We start from the raw sequence: 23,678 nt of genomic DNA on the forward strand, positions 1-23,678 counted from the left end.
TTGGCTCGGCGAAGGTCCAATATGGCGGAAAGAATTCAGACCAATTCTCCGGACTGGTCGGCTCTGATCCCGGTGCTGCCGGCGGGCGGGCCGCGGCAGGCGGCGCTGAGGGCGGAGATCCGCCGGCTGATCGAGCAGGGGGCGGTGTCGCCCGGCGCCAAGCTGCCCACGACGCGGGACCTCGCGGCCCGGCTGGGCCTGTCGCGGGGCGCCGCGGTGGCGGCCTACGAGACCCTGCAGGCCGACGGCTACCTGGAGGCCCGCACCGGCGCCGGCACCTATGTCGCCGCAAGGGTGCCGCGCCTGCCCAGCGCCGCCCCCGCCCCTGACGCAGCCTCCGATGCGGGCGCGGTCTCCGATGCGGGCGGGGCCTCGGATGCGGCCGACGCGGCGGCGCTGCGCGACGTCTCCCCCGCCCTGCCCGGCGCGGTGGGCGTGGCGACGCCCGATCCGCGCACCATGGGGACGTTCCGGGCGCTGCTGTCGCGCCATCTCGCGCGCGCCGCGCCGGCCCATTTCGCCTATGGCGACCCGCGCGGCGGGCGGGCCCTGCGGGAGGCCGCTTCGGACTACCTGCGCGCCGCCCGCGGGCTGCGCTGCGCGCCGGAGCGCATCGTCATCACCTCCGGCTCCCAGCAGGCGCTGGACCTGGTGGCGCGGGGGGTGCTGGCGCCCGGCGACCGGGCCTGGATCGAGGATCCGTGCTACCCGATGGCCCGCGCCGCGCTGGAAGGCGCCGGCCTGCGCCTGACCGGCGTGCCGGTGGATGCCGACGGGCTGGACCCCGCGGCGGGCGAGGCCATGGCCCCCGACGCGCGCGCGGCCTATGTCACCCCGTCCCACCAGTTCCCGCTGGGCGTGACCATGACCATGCCGCGCCGGCTGGCGCTGATCGACTGGGCGCGGCGGGCCGGGGCCTGGATCCTCGAAGACGATTACGACAGCGAATTCCGCTATGCCGGCCCGCCGCTCACCGCGCTTCAGGGCATGGATGGGGCGGGGCGGACGATCTATATCGGCACCTTCTCCAAGGCGCTGTTTCCGGGGTTGCGGGTCGGCTACCTGGCCCTGCCCGAGCCGCTGCTCGACCCCGTTCTGCGCCTGCGCGCGCGCACCGACCGCCACCCCGCCACGCTGGCCGAGGACGCGCTGGCCGCGTTCCTGCGCGAGGGCCATTTCGCCGCCCATCTGCGCCGCGCTCGCCGCCGCGCCCGCGCCGCCCGCGACGCGCTGGTCGACGCCCTGCGCGAAGGCGGCGTGGCGGCCGCGCCCCCCGACCAGGGCCTGCACCTGATCGTCCCCCTGCCCCCGCAGATCACGGAGGCGGAGGCCATCGCGCTCGCCCGCGCCGCGGGGTTCGGGGCGCGGGCGCTGGCCGGGCTGCACCTGTCGGCCCCGCCGCCGGGGCGGCACGGGGTGGTCGTGGGCTTCTCGGGCTTCCCGCCGGACATGCTGGCCGAGGCCGCCCGCGGCTGGACGACGGCCCTGCGCGACGCCGCCGCGCAACGCGGCGCTGGAACCGTCGCGCCCTTGGCCCTACCTAGACCCGAGGCCGACGCCCGGGTCGGCCGCAACGAGGGGACGAGCGCATGAGCGGACTTCTGGCGCTTCTGGACGACGTGGCGGCCATCGCCAAGCTGGCGGCGGCGCAGCTCGACGACATCGCCGCCCAGAGCGCCAAGGCCGGCGCCAAGGCCGCGGGCGTGGTCATCGACGACGCCGCGGTGACGCCCAAATACGTCTCCGGCCTGCCCGCCGCCCGTGAATTGCCGATCGTGTGGAAGATCGCCCGCGCCTCGGCCTTCAACAAGCTGGTGATCCTGCTGCCCGCGGCGCTGGCGCTCAACGCCTTCCTGCCCGCGGCGCTGACGCCGCTGCTGATGCTGGGCGGCTGCTACCTGTGCTTCGAGGGGGCGGAGAAGATCCATCACGCGATCTTCCCCCATCCCCCCGAAAGCGGCCCGCAGGAGGCCCGGACCCTCGACGCCGCCCACCTGGAGACCCAGCGCGTGAAGGGCGCGATCAAGACCGACTTCATCCTGTCGGCGGAGATCATGACCATCTCGCTCGCCGCCATCGAGAGCGACCATTTCGTGACCGAGGCCGTGGCGCTCGCCGCCGTCGGGCTGGGCATCACGGTGCTGGTCTACGGCGCGGTGGCGCTGCTGGTGAAGGCCGACGACTTCGGGCTGACGCTGACCCGCATCGGGCGGCTGGAGGCGACGCGGGCGCTGGGGCGGGGGATCGTCAAGGCGATGCCCACGGTGATGAAGGTCATCGCCACCGTGGGCACCGCGGCGATGCTGTGGGTCGGCGGCTCGATCCTCACCCATGGCCTGCACGAACTGGGCTGGCACGCGCCCACCGAGATCATCGTGCACGCCGCCGGGGCGGTCGCCGCCGGCGTCGGCGAGGGCATGGCCGGGGCCGCGCGCTGGATCGTCACCGCGGGGCTCGACGGGGTGCTGGGGCTCGCGGCGGGCTTCGCGCTCATCCCGCTGGTGACCCGCGTCATCGTCCCGCTCGTCGCCCGGCTGCGCGGCGAGACGGCGGGGGACGGCGGCGCGCACTGAACGCCGCCCCGGCGGGACGCGACGATAGGCGCCTTGTCGCGACGGCGGCCCGCATGGTTGCTGCGGTTGCGAGATCTGTTGCCGTGCGCGGCCCCCTGTGGTTCCGTCGGTCTTCGGTGGAAACCGGCCCCAAGCGCCGAGGAGTTGCGATGCCCGTTCCGAACCTGTTCATCATCGGCGCGCCGAAATGCGGGACCACGGCGCTGGCGCATTACATCTCCGAACATCCCGAGGCGTTCATCTGCGACCCGAAGGAGCCGTTCTACTTCTGCGACGACTTCCCCCGGCTGAAACAGGCGCAGGGCCTCACCGACGACGCCGCCTATCTGGCGCTGTTCGACGGGGCCGACCCGGCCCGCCACAAGGCCATCGGCGAGGGGTCGACCAACTATCTCCGCTCCGAGACCGCGGTGGCCAACGCGCTGCGCATGAACCCGGACGCGAAGTTCATCGCCATGCTGCGCAACCCGGTGGAGGTGGTCCACGCCTTCCACATGGAGCTGCATTTCTCCCGCAACGAGGACGAGGCGGATTTCGAGACCGCCTGGCGCCTGCAGGACGCCCGCGCCCGCGGCGAGCGCATCCCCGAGAGCGCGCAGGCCGAGCTGTGGCTGCAATATCGCGAGATGGCGATGTTCTCCCGCCAGATCGAGCGGTTCTTCGCCCTGGTTCCCGAGGATCAGCGGCTGGTGCTGCTGCAGGAGGACCTCAACGCCGATTGCGGCGCGGTCTACCGGCAGGCGCTGGCCTTTCTCGGCCTGCCCGATGACGGCCGCACGGAGTTTCCGCGGGTCAACGCCGCGCACGCCCACCGCTCGGAGCTCCTCGCGAAGCTGATCCTGACCCCGCCGGGCCCGCTGAAAGCCCCGGTGGAGGCGCTGCGGAGCGCCCTGCGGCGCAACCGCATTCCCTTGGTCGAGACGCTGAAGCGCAAGCTGCGCAAGGACGCGACGCGCGAGGCGATGTCGCCCGCGTTCCGCGCCGAACTGGAGGATCTGTACCGCGAGGACGTGGCGCGCACCGGCGCGCTGCTGGGACGGGACCTGTCGCACTGGCTGCCGGCGCGCGACCCGGCCTCCGCCCCGGCGGCGGCGGGCTGAGCCCCGCGCCGGCGCGCCGCATCCGTTTCGTTCACCCGACGTGGTCTAGTATGCTGACCGGCGCGCGTCTCCTGCGGGAGCGCGGGCGCCGGCCCTCGCGCGGGGGCGCGGGGTCGATGGGATGGCGCCGCGCGGCCGCGCGGGCGTTGGGCGCGGCGAGCCGCGTGGTGATGGACCGGGAGAACGGGCGCGCATGATCGCGGACCGCTACATCAGGCGCACGGTCGAGGCCGTGGCGCTGCTGTCGCCCTTCATGGGGACGGTGATCGCGGGGTTTCCGATCTCGATCATCGATTTCATGTTGCCGCTGTTCCTGCTGATCCTGTTCACCGGCGGCATCGCCGCATCCCCCGTCGCGGGGTTCTACCTGGCCTATATCGCGGTGTGCCTGGTCTCGCCGCTGTTCCAGGCCGGCGACATCGGGCTCGGGGACATCGCACGCTCGATGATCGCGGCGATGCGCCAGGTCTCGATCTTCGCGCCCTTCTTCCTGGTGTTCTGCATCAAGGATCTCGACGAGGCCTATATCCAGCGCATCATCCGGCTGGCGGTGATCGGGCTGTTCATCTCCGTCGCGGCGGGGCTGTTCATGCATTACGCCGGCATCTCGGTGCGGGATTCGCAGCAGTTCTGGGAGCGCAGCCTCGGCCGCTACAGCGCGTCGAGCCGCGCCGGCGGGCTCAGCGGCAACACCGGGGCCTACGGCCTGACCATCGTCGCCTTCGCCATGGCGCTGTTCGTGGCGATGCCGGCGACGGACCAGAAGGTCAGCCGTCCCTTCGCGTGGATTTCGGCGGGGATGATCGTGCTGGCCACGGTCCTGTCGTCATCGCGCGGGGGCATGCTGCAGCTGCTTCTGATGGTGGCGCCGCTGGTGATCCTGGGGCGGATCAAGATCGGCCCGACGCCGGTGCTGGCCCTTGGCCTGGCGATTTCCGGGGGCGTGCTGCTGGTGTCGCTTTCGGGCGGCGCATTGCCGATCTCCTTCGACTCCGTGATCTTCCAGCGGCTCGACATCTTCAACCTGTCCGGCTCGAGCCAGTTCCTCGACTCCGCCCGCGCCTCGCTGTTCGCGCGGGCGATCGACAGCCTGCCCGACTACTGGATGTTCGGCGTCGGCTACAAGCGGCAGATCGAGGCGCTGCAGATGGTCGTCGACAACTCTTTCCTGCTGGTTCTCCTGGAAACCGGGGCGTTCGCGCTGATCTTCTTCAGCCTGTTCTGGCTGTTCCTGCTCTATCGCATCGTCACGCTGATGCGGCGCGAGCGGATCCTGTCGGTGGTCGTGCTCTTCATCTACCTTTCGGTGATCGCGCGCATGATGATCAGCGCCGTTCACACCAACTGGAGCTCGATGCCGGTCATCTACCTGCTGATGGCGCTGCTGCTGCGCGCCTCGGCCCTGCGCGCCGACCGGCTGGCCGCGCAGCGCCGCGGCGCGGCCCCGACCGCCGGGGCGTCCGCGCGGGCCCCCGATGGCGGCCCCGCCCCGCTGGGCGCGGCCTGAGGCCACGCCCGCTTCATTCCCGCGACAGGTTCCGCCCGTTTCGGCCCGGTTCCGCCCCACCTTCCCCAAGGTCCGAGGGGAGCGATCCCCGCCCGGGGCGCCGATGGTCCGGACCGACGATGTTGCAGCGCAAAAAGCGCGGTCGACAGCGACCAAGACCCCGGCTAGCGTCTTGCGGCCGGGTGACGTGACGGAGAGTGCGAATGACGGGCGTGTTCGACAAGCTCGCGAAAAAGGCCGCGAGCAAGTGGTTCTACAAGGTCGAGATCAAGCGGCTGGGGCGGGCGACCGACCAGACCCGCATCGACGTGCACCACTGGCGGCCCAAGGGCGCGGCCAATTTCGGGGATGAGCTGTCGCTGGTGGTCGTCGACCAGCTGCTGGCCCTGCGCGGCCTGCACCGCGCCTTCCACGCCCCGGCCCCGCGGACGCTGTTCGCCATCGGCTCGATCCTGCAGATGGCGCAGGAGGGCGACACGGTCTGGGGCTCCGGCGTCAACGGTCGCGACGTGGGGGGGGAGCCGGGCTTCTCGACCCTCGACGTGCGGGCGGTGCGCGGGCCCAGGACCCGCGAATGGCTCAACCGCTGGCGGCCCGAGATCGAGGTCCCCGAGATCTACGGCGATCCCGGCCTGCTGGTCTTCGACCTGTTCCCGGACCTGCTGACCCGGCGCACGCTGCCGAGCTATCCCGAGACGATCTTCATCCCCAACCTCAACGACCTGCGGCTGAAGGAGCTGGACACGACCTTCCCCATCGTCTCCCCGCTGGAGCCGTGGCCGTTGGTCTGCGAATACATCGTCAACGCCCGCAACATCGTCACCTCCTCCCTGCACGGCTTCGTGCTGGGGGAGCGGCTGGGCAAGGACGTGAAGCTGGTGCGGCTGTCGCCCACCGAGCCGGCGTTCAAATACGAGGACTACGTTCTGGGCACCGGCCGGCCGGACGGGCCGCGGGTGTTCTCCTCGGTCGCCGAGGCGGCGAAGGTCGACATGACCTCGGCCCCGGTGCTGGCCCCGCCGGGCCTGCGCGAGGCGTTCCCCTACGACCTCTGGGACTGAAGACGAGCGGGGGGGAGGGGCGCCGATGCGCCCGCCCCCCTTCCCTGCCCCGCCCCGCCCCGCTCAGGCGGTGTCGGCCGCCAGGTCGGGCGCGAGCGCGTCGAGATAGCGGACCTCGGGCCGATCCGCATACATCTCCTCGAAATACGGGATGCGGGAGACGTAGACCGGCGTGCCGAAGCTGACCCCCATGTCCACGATCCCCGAATGGGTCGAGGAGATGTAGGGGCAGATCAGGGCGCGGGCGTTCTCGAACAGGCCCGGCACCTCCTCCGTCTTGATGAAGCGGCCGATGATCGTGACCCGGTCGGCGAATTCCAGCACGCGCTTGTCGATCATCTCTCCGGCGATCACCACGCGATGGGATTTCACCAGACCGTCGGCGTTCGCCACAAGCCAGTCGTAGACGCCCTTGTAGATGTCGACCCGCCCGAAAAACAGGATGTAGCCGGTTTCCCCGCCCAGCTCCGGAATGCCGGCGCCGCCCTCGAACAGGTCCGCGTCGAACTTGGGGAACGGGCTGACGATGGTGTCCGAAACCGCGTTCCCTTCCAGCATCTTGGCGCGGTTGCTCTCCGAGCCCACCACGATCGCGCGCCAATGCTTGCGGAAATAGACCCAGCGGAAATAGCGTTTGCGGATGGTCGCGGCCATCGCCTGCTCGGCGCTCTCATGCGGCTTGGGATCATGGGCGAAGAGATAGCAGCGCCGACGCAGGATGAAGCTGGGGATCATCCAGAAACAGAAGCCGTCATGGGTGAGGAACTGGCGCGTCCGGCCCTCCCGCCAGGTGATCCAGAAAGCGTAGAGCGAGAAGATCGGCAGAAGCTTCACCAGATTGCGCAGCACCTTCCCTTGGGAGCGGAAGACATAGACCTTCTCGGCCCCGAAGCGCTTGTTCTCCTCCACCAGCTTGTCCACCGGCCGGTCGTCGGTGATCCGCACGATGGAGATCATGCCCGGCCGCGGATTGGCGCGCATCCAGGCCAGGTGAAAGTCGCGGATGCCGGCGTGATACCAGGCGCAGGTGATGACATCCGCATCCACCTGGTCCGCCGCGGCGGTCGCCGCGCCCTCGGTCGCCATCGACTGGTCCTGCATTTCGCGCCTTTCCCATCACACCACGCGGGCCAGCCCCCCGGCCCTCGGGCAAACTAGCACGCGGCGCGCGGGCCGGGAACGCGAGGGGGGCGCGACAGGTCGCGCCCCCCGGGGCCGATGTCTCGACGATGCCGCGGTCCCGTGCGGTCAGGCGGTGGCGATCACGCCTTCCGGCGTCGGCCAGGCGGTCAGGTAATGCCGGCCCAGCGGCGCGCTCGCCCCGGCGCAGACCACCGGATGCCGCAGGAAGACATTGGAGCCGGTGGCGTTCTTCACGAACACCCGAAGCACCCCGTCCGCCGGCACCCGGGCGTTGAAGGCCCGCCAGTTGGTGTCCACCGGCACCCCGCTGAGCCCCAGCGGACGCTGGAACTGCAACGCGTTGGAGCCGTTGCGCACCCCGTAGGTGATGTCGTCCTGATCGGGCGAGCCGTTGACCTCGAACCACAGCTGCACCGTCACCAGATCGCCGGGCGACAGCGCGTCCACGTCATAGGCCACCTGCGCGCCGTTCTTGATCCGCACGCGCCAGCGGTTCGACACCTGAAGATCGCCGCCTCCGGTCCGGTTCCAGCCCTGCAGGTTCCCCCCGTCCGAGTTGGAGAAGGGCGGCAGCAGGTTCGACCAGATCGAGCTCGGATCGTAGCTGGTGGCGACCAGCGGCAGGAAACGATAGCTGTTGGACGCGCCCGCGCTCAGGTCGAACCGCGGCTCCAGCACGGTGGGGTTGTTGTAGACCCCGGTCGGATCGACGCCGCCCCCCGGCGGGGTCCAGGTGAAGCCCGTCCAGTACTTGATCACCGTGTCCGTGCCCTGGTCCTGCTTGAGCAGCTGACCCAGGTCGACCGTGGCGGACTGGGTGATGTTGATCTCCTCCAGGTCGAAGGTCCGCCACTTGGAGAAGGTGATCTTGCACTGGTTGGACGGGTTCTCCTCGGCCCCGAAATAGATCCGGTCGCCGGCCAGGGACATGTTGTCGAGCATCACCGACAGCGTGGCGCGGATATCGAAGGGGACCTTGTAGCCCTCGGAGAAGAAGTTCTCGAACTTCTGGTTGCCGCCAGCCTCCCACAGCCGCCCCAGCGCGTCGGTGTCGGACTTGAAGGCGCCGATCCGAAGCCCCGTGCCGCGATGGGTCATGTTCGGGTTGGCGTAGCCGCCGGCGAAGGCGTGGATGTTGGACACCGCGAAATCCACCGACACGCCGGCGAAGTTCATCACGCCGGCCTTGCGGTCGTCGTTCATCTCGAACGCGCCCTTGCCGCCGCAGCGACGGAAGAAGCAGTCGTCGATCAGCGACTTGCCCCAGAGCTTGTAGCCGTAAAGCCCCCAGCCCGAGGCGTCCTGCACGCAGACCCGGCGCATGGTCAGACCGCCGGCGCCGCCGATGGTGGGCGTCTCTCCGCCGGCCACGGTCTCCATGTAGTTGTGGTTGCGCCCGACCCAGATGCCGATCTGGTAGGGGTAGGAGGCCGTGTCCCACAGCGTGATGGGGCTGACCGGCCCTCCGGCCGAGGCGACGGTGAAATCCTCCCAATGGGTCAGGTGGAAAGTGTCGGGCTGGTCGGCGCGCGGGCCCATGGACAGCATCGGGTTGGCGTCCGACAGGATCAGGGTCTTGGACACCGAAGCGTCGGTGTTGTTGACCCCGCCCGCGCCGCGCACCCGCACGCCGCCCATGTAGACGGTGCCCGAGCAGTAGGCCGACCCCGCCGGCAACCGCCCGGCGCGGCCCTTGATGCGCAGGAACAGCACCCAGTTGTTGATGGCGATGGTGTCGTCGGTCGAACCGTCGAACTTGGCGCCGAGCTGGAGGGGCGTCGGCTCCTGGTCCGACAGCTCCCACCACTGGCCGTCCGCGGTCTGCAGCTTGGCCTGATGGCTGGGATTGGAGCCGATGCGTCGATACTCGCCGCCGCCGCCATCGCCCGCGGTCTCGTAGCCGAAGGTCACGACGGTGGAGGGCGTCGCGGGGATGGAGGCCGCTTCGGCGTCGAAGATGGAGGCGAAGAACACCGTGGCCGCCGACTCGTCGGACAGCGCGCGCAGGGTGGCGGCGTCCATCTCCTGCGGCGCGCCGGACCCCGCGCCGGTGGGCCGGCCCAGGATGCGGCCGGCGGAGAGGTCGGCGATCTTGTCCAGCGCCACCGCGCCGTCGCGCAGCTCATAGGCGCCGACGACGCCCTGGCCGATGGTGCCGCTGGAACCATCGAAGAGCGCCCGCGCGGGGGCGGCGGTGGGAATGGCGGACAGAAGGGCGAGCGATCGGAGCATGTCGGACCTCGAAATAGTCGGTCCGGACAGGTCCGCCCCCGTCGCCTGGGGAATGGAACTGGGGTCGGGTTGCGTCCCCCTCCGGGGACCGTGGGATGCCTCGGGAACCTGGCCGCGCAGGCGAGCGGGGCCCGACGGGCGGCCACGGAGCCATGTCCTAGCGCATTGAAGTTTATTCTTCGTAAATTCGAGCATCTTGTCCCCGCGCGCGGCGCCCCCCGGCAAGAGAAGGTCGGGCCGCGCCCGCCGCTTCGCAACCGCCGAGGTCCCGCTTTCGCGCCGGACCGGACCCTGTGACGCGGCTTGCCGCGCTCAGACCTCGCCGCGCCGCTTCAGGCGCAGGGCCAGCGCGCCGGTCATCCCCGCCCAGACGAGCGCCAGCCCGAACCAGGTGATCGCGTAGTTCAGATGATCGTTGCGCAGGTTGACGGTGAGCGGCTGCGCCTTGGGCCAGTCGGCCTCGTTGGCCTCGGCCACCACCAGGATCGGCGCCGCGCCCAGCGCCTCGGCCATCGGGGGGACGTCGCGGGCGAACCACAGGTTCTCCGCCAGGTCCGGGTCCGGCACGAACCCGTCGACCTCCTGCGGCCAGAGCAGCGCGCCCGTCACCTCCGCCGGGCCGCCGGGCCGGGTCTCGTTGCGCCGGCTCTCCTCGACGAAACCGCGATCGACCATTATCCGCCTACCGTCCGCCGCGTCGAAACCCGCGATCACCCGGTAGCCCGGCCCCCAGGGTTTGGCGGAGGTCAGCACATGCAGCTCGGACCCGTCATAGACGCCCGGAACCGTGACCCGCAGATACTCGTCCTCCGCCTCGGTCGGTGCCTCGGGCAGCGGGACCGGAGCGGCGTCGAGGCGCGTCTCCAGCGCTTCGATCAGGCCCAGCTTCCAGTTCAGCCGCTGCACCTGCCAGGTCCCGAGCCAGCACAGGATGGCCACGCCGCCGAGGCCGAAGATCAGCAGGAAGGCGAGGCGGGCGCGGTTGGATCGGCGCATGGATGCGGTGTCCCGGGTGGTTGAGCAGGGGTTCCGGGGCGGTGGCCTCCCCGAAACGCGAAGGGGCGGCCCGAAGCCGCCCCCCGTCGCATTGTTCGGCTGGTCGCGCTGTCGGCGTGGCCGGAGCCGGCCTCAGCCGCCCCAGATGTAGACGGCGGCGAACAGGAACAGCCACACCACGTCGACGAAGTGCCAGTACCAGGCGGCGGCCTCGAACCCGATATGCTTGTCCGCGGTGAAGTGGCCGGCATAGGCGCGCATCATGCACACGGCGAGGAAGATGGTGCCGACGATGACGTGGAAGCCATGGAAGCCGGTCGCCATGTAGAAGTTCGCGCCGTAGATGTTGCCCGAGAAGCCGAAGGCCGCGTGGCCGTATTCGTAGGCCTGGGTGATGGTGAACAGCACGCCCAGCGCCACCGCGCCGACCAGGGCGTTGGCCATGGTCTTGCGGTCGTTGTCATGGGCGATCGCGTGGTGCGCCCAGGTGGCCAGGCAGCCCGACAGCAGCAGGATCAGGGTGTTGATCAGCGGCAGGTGCCAGGGGTCGAAGGTCTCGATCCCCACCGGCGGCCAGACGCCGGCCGCGACCTCGGTGCCCTGGATCTCGCCCATCGGGTACATGGCGTGCTTGAAGAACGACCAGAACCACGCGACGAAGAACATCACCTCCGAGATGATGAACATGATCACGCCGTAGCGCAGGCCGATCTGCACCACCGGGGTGTGGTCGCCGGCGCGGCTTTCCGCGACCACGTCCGACCACCACGCGTACATGGTGTAGAGCACGCCGGCGAGGCCGATCAGCATGATCCAGGGGCCGCCGTCATGCATGAAGGCGACGGCGCCGCCCAGCATCACGAAGGCGCCGGCCGCGCCGGCCAGCGGCCACGGGCTGGGGCTGAGAATGTGGTAATCGTGGTTCTTCTCATGGGCCATGGGGCGTCCTCCTTGGCGGATCTTCGGCGGGCCGGCGCGGGCGCGGCGTCAGTTGACGTCCTGCGCGCGCGGCAGGACGGCGGAGGCGTCGGTGACGTCCTCCTCGGTCTCGGCCTCGGGCAGGTCGGCGGGGTGGAAAGTATAGCTCAGCGTGATGGTGCGGACGTATTTCGCCTCGATGTCGTCGACGATCTCCGGGTCCACGTAGAAGGTGACCGGCATCATCAGCGTCTCGCCGGGCTGCAGCACCTGAAGCTCGAAGCAGAAGCAGGCGATCTTGGTGAAGTAGCCCCCGGCCGAGAACGGCGCGACGTTGTAGGAGGCCTGCCCCGCCACCGGGCGATCGGTCGGGTTATGCGCCTCGTAGAAGACCAGACCGGTCTCCCCGATGCGCAGCTCCATCTCCCGGACCTCGGGCTTGAAGTCCCAGGCGAAGCCGCGCTCGGTGTTGGCGTCGAAGCGGACCTTGATGGTCTTTTCCAGGATGGTCTCGCTCTCGCCCGCGGCGACCGAGGTCTCCCCGCCGAAGCCGGTGACCGCGCAGAACCAGGAGTAGAACGGCACGGCGAGGGCGGTCAGCGAGGCCATGACCGCGACCAGCGCGCTCAGGCGCACCACCGTCCGCTTCACGTTGTCGAGCTCGTCCCACCAGCGCATGGTCAGAACCCCTGGATCACCTGGCCGTCGGCCAGCTTGGCGACGGTGACGGCGAAGACCAGCAGGACGAAGACGCCCAGCGCCCCGCCCAGGGCGAAGTTGCGGCCGCGGCGGCGGCGGTGAAGTTCATGCTCGCGGTCGGGGATCATGTCGTTCCTCCGTGTCAGAGCAGGGCCATGCCGGCGGCGTAGTCGCCCAGCATGGCGCGCAGGCCGGCTTCCGCCAGGATGGCGGCGAAGTGGCCGAAGAGATACCAGATCGACAGGCCGAAGAACTTCTTTTCAACGGCGAACGTGTCGGCCCGGGCCGTGGCGTCGGCGCGGCCGCGGATCCGGAAGGCGCCCCAGACGAAGCGGGCGTTGAGCGCCAGCGCCACGACCAGGTAGAGCGGCCCGCCCGCGACCGTGAAGGCCGGGGCCAGCGCCACCGGCGCCAGCAGCAGGGCGTAGAGCAGGATCTGGCGGCGGGTCTCGGGATGGCCGGCCACGTTGGGCAGCATCGGCACGCCGGCCTTGCCGTAATCGGTGTCGGCGAACAGCGCCAGCGCCCAGAAATGCGGCGGCGTCCACATGAAGATCAGCCCGACCATCAGCAGCGGCGCCACGTCCACGGACCCGGTCGCGGCGACCCAGCCGACCAGCGGCGGCAGCGCGCCGGCGAGCCCGCCGATGACGATGTTCTGCGGCGTGGCCCGTTTCAGCCACATCGAGTAGATCACCACGTAGAAGAAGATGGTGAAGGCCAGCAGCCCCCCCGCCAGCGGATTGGCGAAGACGGTCAGCATCATCACCGACAGCACCGACAGGGCGAGCCCGAAGGCCAGCGCCTCTCCGGCGGCCATGCGGCCGGCGGGGATCGGTCGGTTGGCGGTGCGGCGCATGACGGCGTCGATATCCGCGTCCCACCACATGTTCAGCGCGCCCGAGGCGCCCGCCCCCACCGCGATGCACAGGATCGCGGCGAAGCCGACCACCGGGTTCACGCCCGAGGGCGCGGCGATCATGCCGGCGAAGGCGGTGAAGATCACCAGCGACATCACCCGCGGCTTGAGCAGGCTCACATAGTCCCGGACGCTCGGCTCCGGGGTTCCGCCGGTCGCCTGCGCGCCCCCCGAACCGGAGGCGGGGGCGGAGCGCAGCGGCGCGGGGTCGATGATCGAAGCGTCGGTCATGGGTCGGTCGGTTCTGGCTCTCGCGCGGGGGACGAAGCGGGTCGCGGTCTTGCGGCGCGCGTCGGTCGCGTTGGCGGGGTCCGATCCCGCCGGCGTCGCGTCGGCGGATCGCGTCTGCGGTGCGTCGGGGCGATCAACGCGCGCCCCGCGTCTCGGTCCGGCCCGGGATCCGGCGCCAGGCGCGTCCCGGGGGCGTCGACGCCGCGGGCCGCCTTCGCGGACCGCGGCGGGGTGTCTTCGGCGGCGCGGGCGCCCCGGGGTCCGGCCTTCAGGCCGCTTCGCCCCGGGCCCCGCCCGCCGCCCGGCTCACTGCAGGGCGGCGACGTCCACCGACGGGATCACGCCCGCATACATCTCGGCCGTCTTGGCGAGCCAGGCCTCGTATTCGGCCTGGGGCACCGCGTGGACCATGATCGGCATGTAGGCGTGGTCCTTGCCGCAGAGCTCGGAGCACTGGCCGAAGTAGACGCCCGGCTCATCGACCTGGAACCAGGTCTCGTTCAGGCGGCCGGGGACGGCGTCGATCTTCACGCCGAAGGCCGGCATGGCCCAGGAGTGGATGACGTCCGCGCCGGTGACCTGAAGACGGACCACCTTGCCCACCGGCACCACGACGGCGGTGTCGGTCTGCAGCAGCCAGGTCTCGCGGGTCACGCCGGCGGCCTCGATCTCGTCGCCGGCCTCGGCCATGGCGGTGTCGAAGTCCTTGTAGCCCGGAGCCACCATGTAGCTGTCGAAGGCGAACTCGCTGTCCGGGTACTCGTAGGACCAGTACCACTGGTTGCCCGTCGCCTTGATGGTGACATCGGCGTCAGGGATCACCATCTGCTTGTTCAGCAGCTGCAGGGACGGGATGGCGATGACCACCAGAATGACGATCGGCACCACCGTCCACACCACCTCGACCAGCGAGTTGTGCGTGAAGGTCGCCGGCGTCTTGTTCGACTTCTCGTTGTAGCGGAACACCACATAGGCCAGCAGCGCGGTCACGAACAGCGTGATGACGGTGATGATCACCAGCAGGAAACCTTCCAGCCAGTGCAGGTCGCGCGCCACTTCCGTCGCCGCGACCTGGAAGCCGGTGCCGCCGGGGTGGGGAATCCCCTTGAGCTCGAGATCCTGGCCGAAGGCCGCAGGGGCGGCGAGGAGCGCCGCGAGGCCGCCCAGGGCCGATGCCATCGTGCGAAGACGCATGTCCGCTCTTCCCTTGTTTCGTTTCGGCGCCGCGCCTGCGGGTCGGACCCGCCGCGCGAACGCTCTCCCATCGCACAGACGAACCCGTCCGCGCCAGACCGCTTTCCGTCAAACGGCGCCAATTTCGCCGCGGAAACGACCACATGAGAGACGGTTGAGCAATGCGGCGCTTTGAGCCACGTAGATGAGCGGGGCCGGTTTCGCCCCGCCAGATCCCGGAAGGAACGCCAGCATGGCCGATCGCAGAGACCCGTTCAGACCGTTCGAGACGAAGCTGGACGAAGCCCGCGCCCTCGCCATCCTGCGCGATGCGGTCGCGGGGGCCGATGACGGAGAGTTGTATCTGGAGCGACGGCGCTCCGAGACGCTGATCTTCGACGACGGCCGCCTGCGCACCGCCGCCTATGACGCGGGCGAGGGATTCGGCCTGCGCGCCGTGGCCGGAGAGGCCGCGGGCTACGCCCATTCCACCGACCTGAGCGAACGCGCCCTGACCCGCGCCGCCGAGACCTGCCGCCTCGCCGCCCGCGCGGCCGAGGGCAAGGGCGTCACGCTGGCCGACCCGCCGCCCCCGACGAACCGCCGGCTCTACGGCGACATGGACCCGCTGGAAGGCCCCGATTTCGCCGCGCGGGCCGCGCTTCTGGCCGAACTCGACGCCTATGCTCGGGCGAAGGACCCCAAGGTGGTCCAGGTCTCGGTGTCGCTGGGCGTCTCGATGCAGGAGATCGAGATCCTGCGCCCCGAGGGCCGCCGGGTCGCCGACGCCCGCCCGCTGGTGCGCATGAACGTCTCGGTGACGGTGGAGAAGGCCGGCCGGCGCGAATCGGGCTCCGCCGGCGGCGGCGGGCGCTTCGGCGTGGAATCGGTGATGGAGCCCGCCCATGGCCGCGCGCTGGCCGACGAGGCCCTGCGCCAGGCGCTGGTCAACCTCGAGGCGGAGGACGCCCCCGCCGGGGTGATGGACGTCGCCCTCTCCCCCGGCTGGCCCGGCATCCTGCTGCACGAGGCGGTCGGGCACGGGCTGGAGGGCGACTTCAACCGCAAGAAGACCTCGGCCTTCGCCGGGCTGATGGGCGAGATGGTCGCCGCCCCCGGCGTCACCGTGGTCGATGACGGGACCATCCCCGACCGCCGCGGCTCGATCACCGTGGATGACGAGGGCACGCCCTCGGCCCGCAACGTGCTGATCGAGGACGGGCGGCTGGTCGGCTACATGCAGGACCGCCAGAACGCCCGGCTGATGGGCGTGGACGCCACCGGCAACGGCAGACGGCAGAGCTACGCGCACCCGCCGATGCCGCGGATGACCAACACCGTCATGCTGGGCGGAACCGACGACCCCGCGGACGTGGTGGCGGGCGTCGAGGACGGCATCCACGCGGTGGGCTTCGGCGGCGGCCAGGTGGACATCACCAACGGCAAGTTCGTGTTCTCCTGCACCGAGGCCTACCGGGTGAAGAACGGCAAGGTCCTGCATCCGGTGAAGGGCGCGACGCTGATCGGCGACGGCGCCACGGCGCTGAAGCATGTGCGGGCGGTGGGCTCCGACATGGCGCTCGACCCCGGCATGGGCATGTGCGGCAAGGCCGGGCAATGGGTGCCGGTGGGCGTCGGCCAGCCGACATTGCTGATCGGCGGGCTCACCGTGGGCGGCGCCGGCAAGGATTGATCCCGCCCCGGCGGGCCCTTGCGCGACGGCGCCGCGGCTTCGCGCCGCGGCGCCGTCGCGCGTCCCTCGGCGATGGCCGTTCATCCGCCGTTTCGGTAAATTTCCAGCGGGCCGGCCGGGCGCGAATCGCCGTCCGGCCTCGGGCGGTGCCGCGGCGGCGTCGCTTGCTGATTTGAGGACGACGGCACGCGCCTCCGGCTCATTGTCTCCGGCGCCGCGGCCCCAAAGGGAAACCAAGCCGATGGCCAAGATCACTTTCACTTTCGGGCCGGGCATCCCCGCCCCTCGCGCCACCCTTCAGGAAGTCATCGAGTATATCGGGGAGGCGCTGTTCACCCCCCCGACCCGCTTCTCCGCGACCGAAATCGTCATCCCCTTCGAAGACTTCGAGAACGTGCTGAGCGGCCGCGGCATCTCCCGAAGCGCCGACGACTCGTTCACCGGGACGATCACCGGATGGAAGGTATTCGGCGACGGCGAGCTGACCGCGCAGTTCAGGAAAATGAACTTCAAGGTGGCCGACGTCGCCGAGGCCATCGACCTGGAGGAGACCGGCGAGGACGTCGCCGCCGTCGAGACCCTGTTCTTCTCCGAGTCCTTCAAGTTCACCGGCGCGTCGTCGAGCAGGGACCGCCTGCTCCCGGGCGCGGTCACCGAAGACGGCGTGCCGATCGACTTCGCGGGGAACGACGTGTTCAAGCTTCGCGGCGGGAACGATCAGGTCTTCGCGGGCGCCGGCAATGACAAGCTGCTGGGCGGCGGCGGGCGCGACAAGCTCTGGGGCGGCGACGGCCGGGACCGGATCGACGGCGGAACCGGCAAGGACCAGTTGTGGGGCGGCGAGGGCAAGGACGTCTTCCTGATCCGCAACAAGACGGGCAAGGACGTGATCCGCGATTTCGAGGATCGCGACGTGATCAACCTCGCGCGTCACGGCGCGGTCGACGGATTCGCCGAACTGATGGACGCGGGCCGCGACACGCGGGGGGGCGCGGTCTTCGACCTCGGGCGCGATTCCCTGGTGGTGAAGGGCATGGCGCTGTCGGACTTCTCCACTGACGATTTCGTGTTCTGAAACCCGCGCGCGCCTTCCCGTCGGGCCGCTTCGCAGGGCTCGCGCTCGGCGCGCTGGCGCCGCCGGCGGCCATGGGCTGCGCGGCGGCGCTGTCGCTCGCGGCGGCCGATGGCATCGCCGGCGCCTGGCTCGGGCTCGACCGCTGGGTTTTGCACGCGCCGGTGGCGGCGCTGATCCGCGGGCTGGGGTTGTGGATGCTGCTGCTGGCGCCGACGCTGGTCCTCGCCGTCGGGCTGATGGCGACGGGGCTGCGGCCCTGGATCTCCGTCGCGCTGGGCGCGGCGGCGACGGCGGGCGGCCTGGCCCTTGCCGAGGCGCTGCGCTGGAGCGGCGGGGCGGAAGCGCCGCTGCTGGCCAGCGCGCTCAAGGACACGCTGTTCTGGCTCTGCCCCGTGGCGGTCGCGCAGGCGGCGGCGCTGACGCTGGGCATGCGCATCGCCGCAGGCTGGCGGCTGCGGGTGGAGCCCCGCGCGCCGCGCCGCTAACATCGTCGCCGGAAACGGTTCATCAAGGGTGAGAACACATGAGCGAGCGCTTCGGTCGGGACTGGTGGCCCGAGGGCGTGGCCTTCCCCGCGCTGCGCCTGGCGGCGGGGCTCATCCTGGGCGCGCTGACCGCCGCGGCGCTGGCCACGGGCACGGCCGTCGCCGTGACCGCCCTGATGGGCGCCGGCGACCTCGCCCGGGTGGCGCTTCAGGTGCTGTTCCCCACGGCGGCGGGCTTCATGGTCTTCGCCGCGACCTTCGGCTTCGCCGCGATGCTGGGCCTTTGGTCCGCGCGCCGGCGCGACGTGAAGGCCTTCGCCGCCCTGGGCGCCGCCTGCGGCGTGGTCTTCGCCTTCGCCACGGCGATGCTCTTCGGCCAGGCGCCCTCCCCCACCCAGCCCATCGTGATGGGCGCGGCCGGGGCGCTGGTGCTGCTGGTGGCGCGCTGGGTGGCGGGCGTTCGGCCGCTCTGAGCGGCCGCCCCGCCCCCGCGGGCGCCCCTTCCGAGGCGCCCGTCCGGGGTCAGTAGCTGTATTCGCCGTAGATCTTCGACAGATCCCCGCCCCAGTCCCCGTGATAGCGGGCGAGCAGCTCGTCGGCCGGGGTCTCTCCGCGATCCACGGTCTCACGCAGGGCGTCGAGGAAATGGGTCTCGTCGGGAATCAGCCCGCCGGCGCCCGGACGCGCCCGCGCGGTCAGCCCCGCATGGGAGATGTCGAGCACCCGCCCCGCCAGGTCCCGCATCTTCACGCCGCGGATCTCCGCGTCGAGCCCGCGGATCCCGGCGTCGACGCGCAGCGCCTCGCGCTCCTCCGCCGTCCAGTCCTTGCAGAGGTCCCAGGCGGCGTCGAGCGCGGTCTGGTCGTACATCAGCCCCACCCAGAAGGCCGGCAGCGCGCAGATCCGCCGCCACGGGCCGCCGTCGGCGCCGCGCATCTCGATGAACTTCTTGATGCGGGCTTCCGGAAAAATGGTGGTCAGGTGGTCGGCCCAGTCCGACAGCGTCGGCGTCTCGCCCGGCAGGGCCGGCAGCCTGCCCGCCATGAAATCCCGGAACGACTGGCCGAGCGCGTCGATATACTTGCCGTCGCGATAGACGAAATACATCGGCACATCGAGCGCGTAGTCCACGTAGCGCTCGAACCCCATGCCGTCCTCGAAGACGAAGGGCAGCATCCCGGTGCGGGCGTCGTCGAGCCCCCGCCAGATCTTCGAGCGCCAGGACTTCATGCCGTTGGGCTTGCCCTCGAAGAAGGGCGAGTTGGCGAAAAGCGCGGTGGCCACCGGCTGCAGCGCCAGGCCGACCCGGAACTTCTTCACCATGTCGGCCTCGGAGCCGAAGTCCAGGTTCACCTGGATGGTGCAGGTCCGATACATCATCTGGGTGCCCCAGGGACCGATGGACTGCATGTAGCCGGTCATCAGCCGATAACGCCCCTTGGGCATCATCGGCATGTCCTCATGCATCCATTCGGGGGCCGCGCCCAGGCCGATGAAGCCGGCGCCGATGGCGTCGCCGATCTCGCGCACTTCGGCCAGGTGCTGGTTGGTCTCGTCGCAGGTCTGGTGCAGCGTCTCCAGCGGCGCGCCCGACAGCTCGAGTTGCCCGCCCGGCTCCAGGCTGACATTGGCCCCGTCCTTGGTCAGGCCGATCAGCTCGCCGGCTTCCTCGATCGGAGTCCAGCCGAAGCGCTCGCGCAATCCGTCCAGCATGGCGTGGATCGAGGCCGGGCCCGCATAGGGCAGCGGCGCGTGGCTGTCGCGCAGGTAGCCGAACTTCTCATGCTCGGTGCCGATGCGGAAATCCGCCTCCGGCTTGCAGCCCTCCGCGAGGTATTCCGCCAGCTGCTCGCGCCGTTCGATCGGGCCGCCGCCGCTCTGAGGTATCGACATGCCCGTCTCCCGCATCGTCTTGGCCGCGCCGGATCGCGGCGAGGGCCAGACTTAGGCGGGCGCGCCGGGCTCGGCAATACCGCGCGGCCGGCATGTGTTCACCGTTTCCTGAGCGTGCGCTCAAGTTGCGCGGAGGCCACGGCGACCGAAACCGCCCTCAGAACGCCCGCTGCCGGTCGTGGACGGTCTCGCGCCGCCAGATCGGGCGCACGCCCACGCCGTCGGCGTCGAAGGCCTCGCGCACCGCGCGCAACGAAAAGCCGGGCAGCGCCGACAGCGCCTCGGGCAACGCCCCCACCCCTTCGGCGCCGAGGGGCACCAGCAGCGGCGGCGCGTCCACAGGGCGCAGCCGCCAGGCCAGCCCGGCGTTGTTCTTGAGCTGGATGGCCTCCACCGTCCACAGGTCGGCGAGCCGCACGACGCCGCCTTCCGACATGCCGTCCGAGGGGCCGAAATAGGCGACGCGGCCTTCCTCAATGGTGACCACGCCGGGGCCTTCCAGCCCGCGCGGCACCCGCGCGCGCTCCCACGCCGCATGAACCCAGAGCAGCGTCACCAGGCCCGCCACCAGCACCGGCCAGCCCATCAGGCCGCCGCGCTGCAACATCACGGCGCTCACCGCGAGCAGGGCGAAGGCCATGATCGCGGCGACCGCGGTCTCCAGCCAACGCGGCGCAAACCGCATGATCCAATCGCCGCCGTTCATATTTCGGTCTCACCTCCCGACCAGTCTCCCAACACGCTTTGCCACAGGGCGAGCGCGGTCGTCGCCGCGGTGTCGGCGCGCAGGACCCGGGGGCCGAGCGACGCCGGGACCACCCCGGGGACCCGGCGCAACCGCAGCGCCTCGTCGTCGGAGAACCCGCCCTCCGGTCCGATCAGCACCGCCCAGGGTCCGGCGTCGCCGCCCGGTGCAGGCGCATGGGCGGCCAGCGCCTCGGCCAACGGGGGGGCGTCGCGGCGTTCATCGCAGAACACCAGCCGGCGACCTTCATCGCCGCCCCGCCCCCAGCCGTCCAGCACCCGGTCGAGCCGCACGGGCTCCGCCAGGTCGGGGATCGAGAGAAAGCCGCATTGCTCCGCCGCCTCGACCATATGGGCGCGCAGGCGGTCGGCGCGCAGGCGCTCGGCGTTGGTGAAGCGGGTGAAGACCGGGCGCAGCGCGGCGCAGCCCAGCTCGCAGGCCTTCTCCACGATGAAATCGGTGCGGGCCTTCTTCACCGGGGCGAACAGCAGGTGCAGATCGCGCGGCCGGGTCTGGCCCCGGCTGCGTTCGCGGCAGGTCAGCCGCCCGCCGCGGCGCCCGGCCTCGACCACCTCGGCGATCCATTCCCCGTCCCGCCCGTTGAACAGGCGCGCCGCGGCGCCGACCCCCATGCGCATCACCGCGAACAGGTAATGCGCCTGCGGCTGCGTCAGCGCGACCTCGGCGCCTGCGGCCAGATCGCTCTCCACGAACAGCCTGACCTTCGCTGAAGCATCTGGCATAAGCCCTCCATGACCAGCACCCGCCCGAACAATGCCGCATGGGATAGCCCGACCGATCCGTCGGGGCGAGTCTCCGACGCCGTGGATCGCAACTGGGTGGACCGTTTCGCGCCGCCCTGGGCGCGGCCCTGGCTGCGTCTGAGCCGCGCGGACCGGCCTGCGGGGACCTGGCTGCTGCTGATCCCCTGCTGGTGGGGGCTGCTGCTCGCCATCGCCGCGGACCCCGCGGGCGCCCGGTGGGAGGACGCCCGAATCGCCCTGGTCTGCGCCGTGGGCGCGTTCCTGATGCGCGGCGCGGGCTGCACCTGGAATGATTTCACCGACCGCAACATCGACGGCTCGGTCGCGCGCACCCGGTCGCGGCCCATCCCGTCCGGGCAGGTCACCGCCAAGGGCGCGCTGGTGTGGATGTGCGTGCAGGCGCTGCTCGCCTTCGGACTGCTGCTGACCCTGTCGCCGACCGCGATCCTGCTGGGCATCGTCTCGCTCGGCCCGGTCTGCATCTACCCGTTCATGAAGCGCGTGACCTGGTGGCCGCAGATCTTCCTCGGCATCGCCTTCAACTGGGGGATCCTGCTGGCCTGGGCCGCCCATGCCGACGCCCTCGGCTGGCCGCCGGTGGTCCTGTATTTCGGGGCCATGGCCTGGACGATCTTCTACGACACCATCTACGCCTGCCAGGACGCCGAGGACGACGCGCTGATCGGGGTGAAATCCACCGCCCGCCTGTTCGGAGAGAAGACGCCTAAGCGCCTGCTCCTGTTCCTCATCGCCGCGGTGACGCTGGCCATGGTCGCCGCCCTGCTGGCGACGGCCGAGGCCGGGGCGCTCCCGGCCGGGCTGGCGCTGCTGGGGGTCTGGGCCTTCGGCTGGCGGCTGCACTGGCAGCTCGCGCGGCTCGACATCCATGACGACCCGCTCTGCCTGCGGCTTTTCCGCGACAATCGGAACGCCGGCCTCCTGCTGACCCTGGGTCTGCTGGCCGCAGCGCTCGTCTGACGCTCACGATGATGTTAATCTTCGGGTCAAGTTCAGGTCGTAGAAGGCCCGCGCGCAGTGGCGTGCGATCGAAGGCATGAGTGTGGACAGGGGCGTGAGCATGGCGAATCCGACCGATTTCGAGCAATATATCGTGGAGCTCACCAACCGCTTCCGGATCGACCCGGGCGGCGCCTATGCGCGCATCGTGGACAACGACGCCCGCTCCACCGGCTTCGACGTGCGGGTGACGGAGGCGCTGCAGTTCTTCGACGTGAATCTCGGCCTCCTGAAGCGGGAGCTGAACGCGCTCGAACAGGCGCAGCCGCTGGCCTGGAACGACGACCTCAACGAATCCGCGCAGCTGCACACCCAGCGCATGAAGAACGCCGACTCCCAGGCGCACCAGCTGCCGGGAGAGGGCGATCTGGGCGAGCGTGTGCGCGATGCGGGCTACCTCCACACCACCGCGACCGAGAACCTGTTCGCCTTCGCCGAATCGGCCCTGCACGCCCATCACGCCTTCATCGTGGACTGGGGCCCCGGCCCGGACGGCATGCAGACCCCGCGCGGCCACCGCGACAACCTGATCGACGGCCAGATGCGCGAGATCGGGATCGGGACCCTCAACGACAACGCCGGCGCGACCAGCGTCGGCCCGATCCTGCTGACCCAGAATTTCGGCGTCCGCTCCGACGCCGGACCGTTCCTGCTGGGCGCCGCCTTCAAGGACAAGGATCGCGACGACCACTTCTCGCTGGGCGAGGGGCAGGGCGGCATGAAGGTCAAGGTCGGGGGCCGCGGGCTCGACAAGACCGCGCCTTCGGGCGGCTACGGGCTGGAGACCGGAGAGGGCGTGTTCAACGTCACCATCAAGGGCCGTCCGGTGAAGGGCAAGATCACCGCCCAGGTCGAGATCGGCGAAGACAACGTCAAGATCGACCTGATGGACAGGAAGCACCTGTTCACCACGGGCGATCTCGACCTGAAGAAGGGCGCGGCCTCGGTCACCGCGCTGGGCTCGGAGGCGATCGACCTCACCGGCAAGAACGGCCGCGATTTCCTGATCGGCAACGACGCCGCCAACACGCTGGATGGCGAGGGCGGGCGCGACCGGCTCAAGGGCGAGGGCGGAAGCGATCTCGTCATCGGCGGCCGCGGCAACGACAAGCTCTGGGGCGGCGCCGGCGGCGATGAGTTCCAGTTCGGCCTGCGCGACGGCCGCGACCGGATCCTCGACTGGGACGACCGCGATTCGCTGGTCATCGCCGGGTCGGTCGACGCGTCGGACATCGATATCTCCGCCAGGAAGGGCGATGCGGTGGTCAGTTTCGGCCGCACCATCGTCACCATCGACGACGCGGCCGGGAACATCACCCTCGACGACCTGGTGTTCTGAACCGACGCCCCGTCGCGCACGGGACCGTCGCGCAGGACAGGGACGCGACGCGAAAAGGGGAGCGCTCTCGGCGCTCCCCTTTCTCGTGTCGCACCGTCCGCGGGACGAGAAGGCG

The 23,678-nt window shown here is 70.6% G+C and carries 22 protein-coding genes; 11 read left to right on the forward strand and 11 right to left on the reverse strand.

Translation table 11 applies throughout. The features are described 5' to 3' along the window. Window positions 1-21: 21 nt before the first annotated feature. The 5 genes from pdxR to BLV24_RS06730 all read left to right on the forward strand — a co-directional run bounded on the left by pdxR (window position 22) and on the right by BLV24_RS06730 (window position 6,241). The gene (gene pdxR, locus BLV24_RS06710; RefSeq protein ID WP_092680411.1) at window positions 22-1,593 is read left to right on the forward strand and encodes a MocR-like pyridoxine biosynthesis transcription factor PdxR; all 1,572 of its coding nucleotides are present in this window, start codon (window positions 22-24) and stop codon (window positions 1,591-1,593) included. Continuing rightward, on the forward strand, window positions 1,590-2,573 hold the full coding sequence (locus BLV24_RS06715) for a DUF808 domain-containing protein (RefSeq protein ID WP_092680412.1): 984 nt from the start codon (window positions 1,590-1,592) through the stop codon (window positions 2,571-2,573). Before pdxR ends, BLV24_RS06715 begins: the two co-directional genes overlap by 4 nt. 149 nt (window positions 2,574-2,722) lie before the next feature. Continuing rightward, window positions 2,723-3,673 (forward strand): sulfotransferase family protein, encoded by a 951-nt coding sequence (locus BLV24_RS06720; RefSeq protein ID WP_092680413.1) that lies wholly within the window; start codon window positions 2,723-2,725, stop codon window positions 3,671-3,673. A 193-nt stretch (window positions 3,674-3,866) separates the two neighbouring features. Further along, window positions 3,867-5,180: an O-antigen ligase family protein gene (locus tag BLV24_RS06725; protein ID WP_092680414.1), complete on the forward strand. Its 1,314-nt coding sequence runs from the start codon at window positions 3,867-3,869 to the stop codon at window positions 5,178-5,180. A gap of 203 nt (window positions 5,181-5,383) precedes the next feature. After that, window positions 5,384-6,241, forward strand: a complete 858-nt coding sequence (locus tag BLV24_RS06730; protein ID WP_092680415.1) for a glycosyltransferase family protein — start codon at window positions 5,384-5,386, stop codon at window positions 6,239-6,241. 63 nt (window positions 6,242-6,304) lie between these two features. Here BLV24_RS06730 and BLV24_RS06735 read toward each other — a convergent pair whose 3' ends face one another. The 8 genes from BLV24_RS06735 to coxB form a co-directional block, all read right to left on the reverse strand. Further along, window positions 6,305-7,342, reverse strand: a complete 1,038-nt coding sequence (locus BLV24_RS06735) for a glycosyltransferase (protein ID WP_092680416.1) — start codon at window positions 7,340-7,342, stop codon at window positions 6,305-6,307. Window positions 7,343-7,489: 147 nt separating this feature from the next. Beyond that, window positions 7,490-9,616: a hypothetical protein gene (locus BLV24_RS06740; RefSeq protein ID WP_092680417.1), complete on the reverse strand. Its 2,127-nt coding sequence runs from the start codon at window positions 9,614-9,616 to the stop codon at window positions 7,490-7,492. 312 nt (window positions 9,617-9,928) lie between these two features. After that, on the reverse strand, window positions 9,929-10,612 hold the full coding sequence (locus BLV24_RS06745) for an SURF1 family protein (protein ID WP_092680418.1): 684 nt from the start codon (window positions 10,610-10,612) through the stop codon (window positions 9,929-9,931). 132 nt (window positions 10,613-10,744) lie between these two features. Continuing rightward, window positions 10,745-11,551, reverse strand: a complete 807-nt coding sequence (locus tag BLV24_RS06750; RefSeq protein WP_092680419.1) for a cytochrome c oxidase subunit 3 — start codon at window positions 11,549-11,551, stop codon at window positions 10,745-10,747. A gap of 48 nt (window positions 11,552-11,599) precedes the next feature. Continuing rightward, the gene (locus tag BLV24_RS06755) at window positions 11,600-12,208 is read right to left on the reverse strand and encodes a cytochrome c oxidase assembly protein (protein ID WP_092680420.1); all 609 of its coding nucleotides are present in this window, start codon (window positions 12,206-12,208) and stop codon (window positions 11,600-11,602) included. A gap of 2 nt (window positions 12,209-12,210) precedes the next feature. Continuing rightward, a complete protein-coding gene (locus tag BLV24_RS21925) occupies window positions 12,211-12,357 on the reverse strand; it encodes a cytochrome c oxidase system small membrane protein (protein WP_176954660.1) in 147 nt (48 codons plus the stop codon). A 14-nt stretch (window positions 12,358-12,371) separates the two neighbouring features. Then, window positions 12,372-13,379, reverse strand: coding sequence for a heme o synthase (gene cyoE / locus BLV24_RS06760; RefSeq protein WP_092680421.1), 1,008 nt, complete (start codon window positions 13,377-13,379; stop codon window positions 12,372-12,374). A gap of 306 nt (window positions 13,380-13,685) precedes the next feature. After that, complete coding sequence (gene coxB, locus BLV24_RS06765; RefSeq protein WP_092680422.1) at window positions 13,686-14,573, reverse strand: cytochrome c oxidase subunit II; 888 nt, start codon at window positions 14,571-14,573, stop codon at window positions 13,686-13,688. A 232-nt stretch (window positions 14,574-14,805) separates the two neighbouring features. On the opposite strand from coxB, the gene BLV24_RS06770 reads away from it, so the two are divergent. The 4 genes from BLV24_RS06770 to BLV24_RS06785 all read left to right on the forward strand — a co-directional run bounded on the left by BLV24_RS06770 (window position 14,806) and on the right by BLV24_RS06785 (window position 18,278). After that, window positions 14,806-16,245: a TldD/PmbA family protein gene (locus BLV24_RS06770; protein ID WP_092680423.1), complete on the forward strand. Its 1,440-nt coding sequence runs from the start codon at window positions 14,806-14,808 to the stop codon at window positions 16,243-16,245. Window positions 16,246-16,486: 241 nt separating this feature from the next. Beyond that, window positions 16,487-17,320 (forward strand): calcium-binding protein, encoded by an 834-nt coding sequence (locus BLV24_RS06775; protein WP_092680424.1) that lies wholly within the window; start codon window positions 16,487-16,489, stop codon window positions 17,318-17,320. Window positions 17,321-17,391: 71 nt separating this feature from the next. Beyond that, the gene (locus BLV24_RS06780; protein ID WP_092680425.1) at window positions 17,392-17,805 is read left to right on the forward strand and encodes a hypothetical protein; all 414 of its coding nucleotides are present in this window, start codon (window positions 17,392-17,394) and stop codon (window positions 17,803-17,805) included. A 38-nt stretch (window positions 17,806-17,843) separates the two neighbouring features. Beyond that, a complete protein-coding gene (locus BLV24_RS06785) occupies window positions 17,844-18,278 on the forward strand; it encodes a hypothetical protein (protein ID WP_092680426.1) in 435 nt (144 codons plus the stop codon). 49 nt (window positions 18,279-18,327) lie between these two features. On the opposite strand, the gene BLV24_RS06790 is transcribed toward BLV24_RS06785, so the two are convergent. The 3 genes from BLV24_RS06790 to BLV24_RS06800 all read right to left on the reverse strand — a co-directional run bounded on the left by BLV24_RS06790 (window position 18,328) and on the right by BLV24_RS06800 (window position 21,186). Next, window positions 18,328-19,698 (reverse strand): glutamate--cysteine ligase, encoded by a 1,371-nt coding sequence (locus BLV24_RS06790; RefSeq protein WP_092680427.1) that lies wholly within the window; start codon window positions 19,696-19,698, stop codon window positions 18,328-18,330. Between the two features lie 157 nt (window positions 19,699-19,855). Then, complete coding sequence (locus BLV24_RS06795; RefSeq protein WP_092680428.1) at window positions 19,856-20,404, reverse strand: hypothetical protein; 549 nt, start codon at window positions 20,402-20,404, stop codon at window positions 19,856-19,858. Then, window positions 20,401-21,186: a 16S rRNA (uracil(1498)-N(3))-methyltransferase gene (locus BLV24_RS06800; RefSeq protein WP_092680429.1), complete on the reverse strand. Its 786-nt coding sequence runs from the start codon at window positions 21,184-21,186 to the stop codon at window positions 20,401-20,403. Before BLV24_RS06800 ends, BLV24_RS06795 begins: the two co-directional genes overlap by 4 nt. A gap of 9 nt (window positions 21,187-21,195) precedes the next feature. On the opposite strand from BLV24_RS06800, the gene ubiA reads away from it, so the two are divergent. Further along, window positions 21,196-22,185 (forward strand): 4-hydroxybenzoate octaprenyltransferase, encoded by a 990-nt coding sequence (gene ubiA / locus BLV24_RS06805; protein WP_092680430.1) that lies wholly within the window; start codon window positions 21,196-21,198, stop codon window positions 22,183-22,185. Between the two features lie 100 nt (window positions 22,186-22,285). Next, entirely contained in the window at window positions 22,286-23,563 is a 1,278-nt protein-coding gene (locus BLV24_RS06810; RefSeq protein ID WP_176954661.1) for a CAP domain-containing protein, read from the forward strand. Window positions 23,564-23,678: the final 115 nt, after the last annotated feature.

The sequence above is a fragment of the Albimonas donghaensis genome (genome assembly GCF_900106695.1).
Taxonomy (GTDB): Bacteria; Pseudomonadota; Alphaproteobacteria; order Rhodobacterales; family Rhodobacteraceae; genus Albimonas; species Albimonas donghaensis.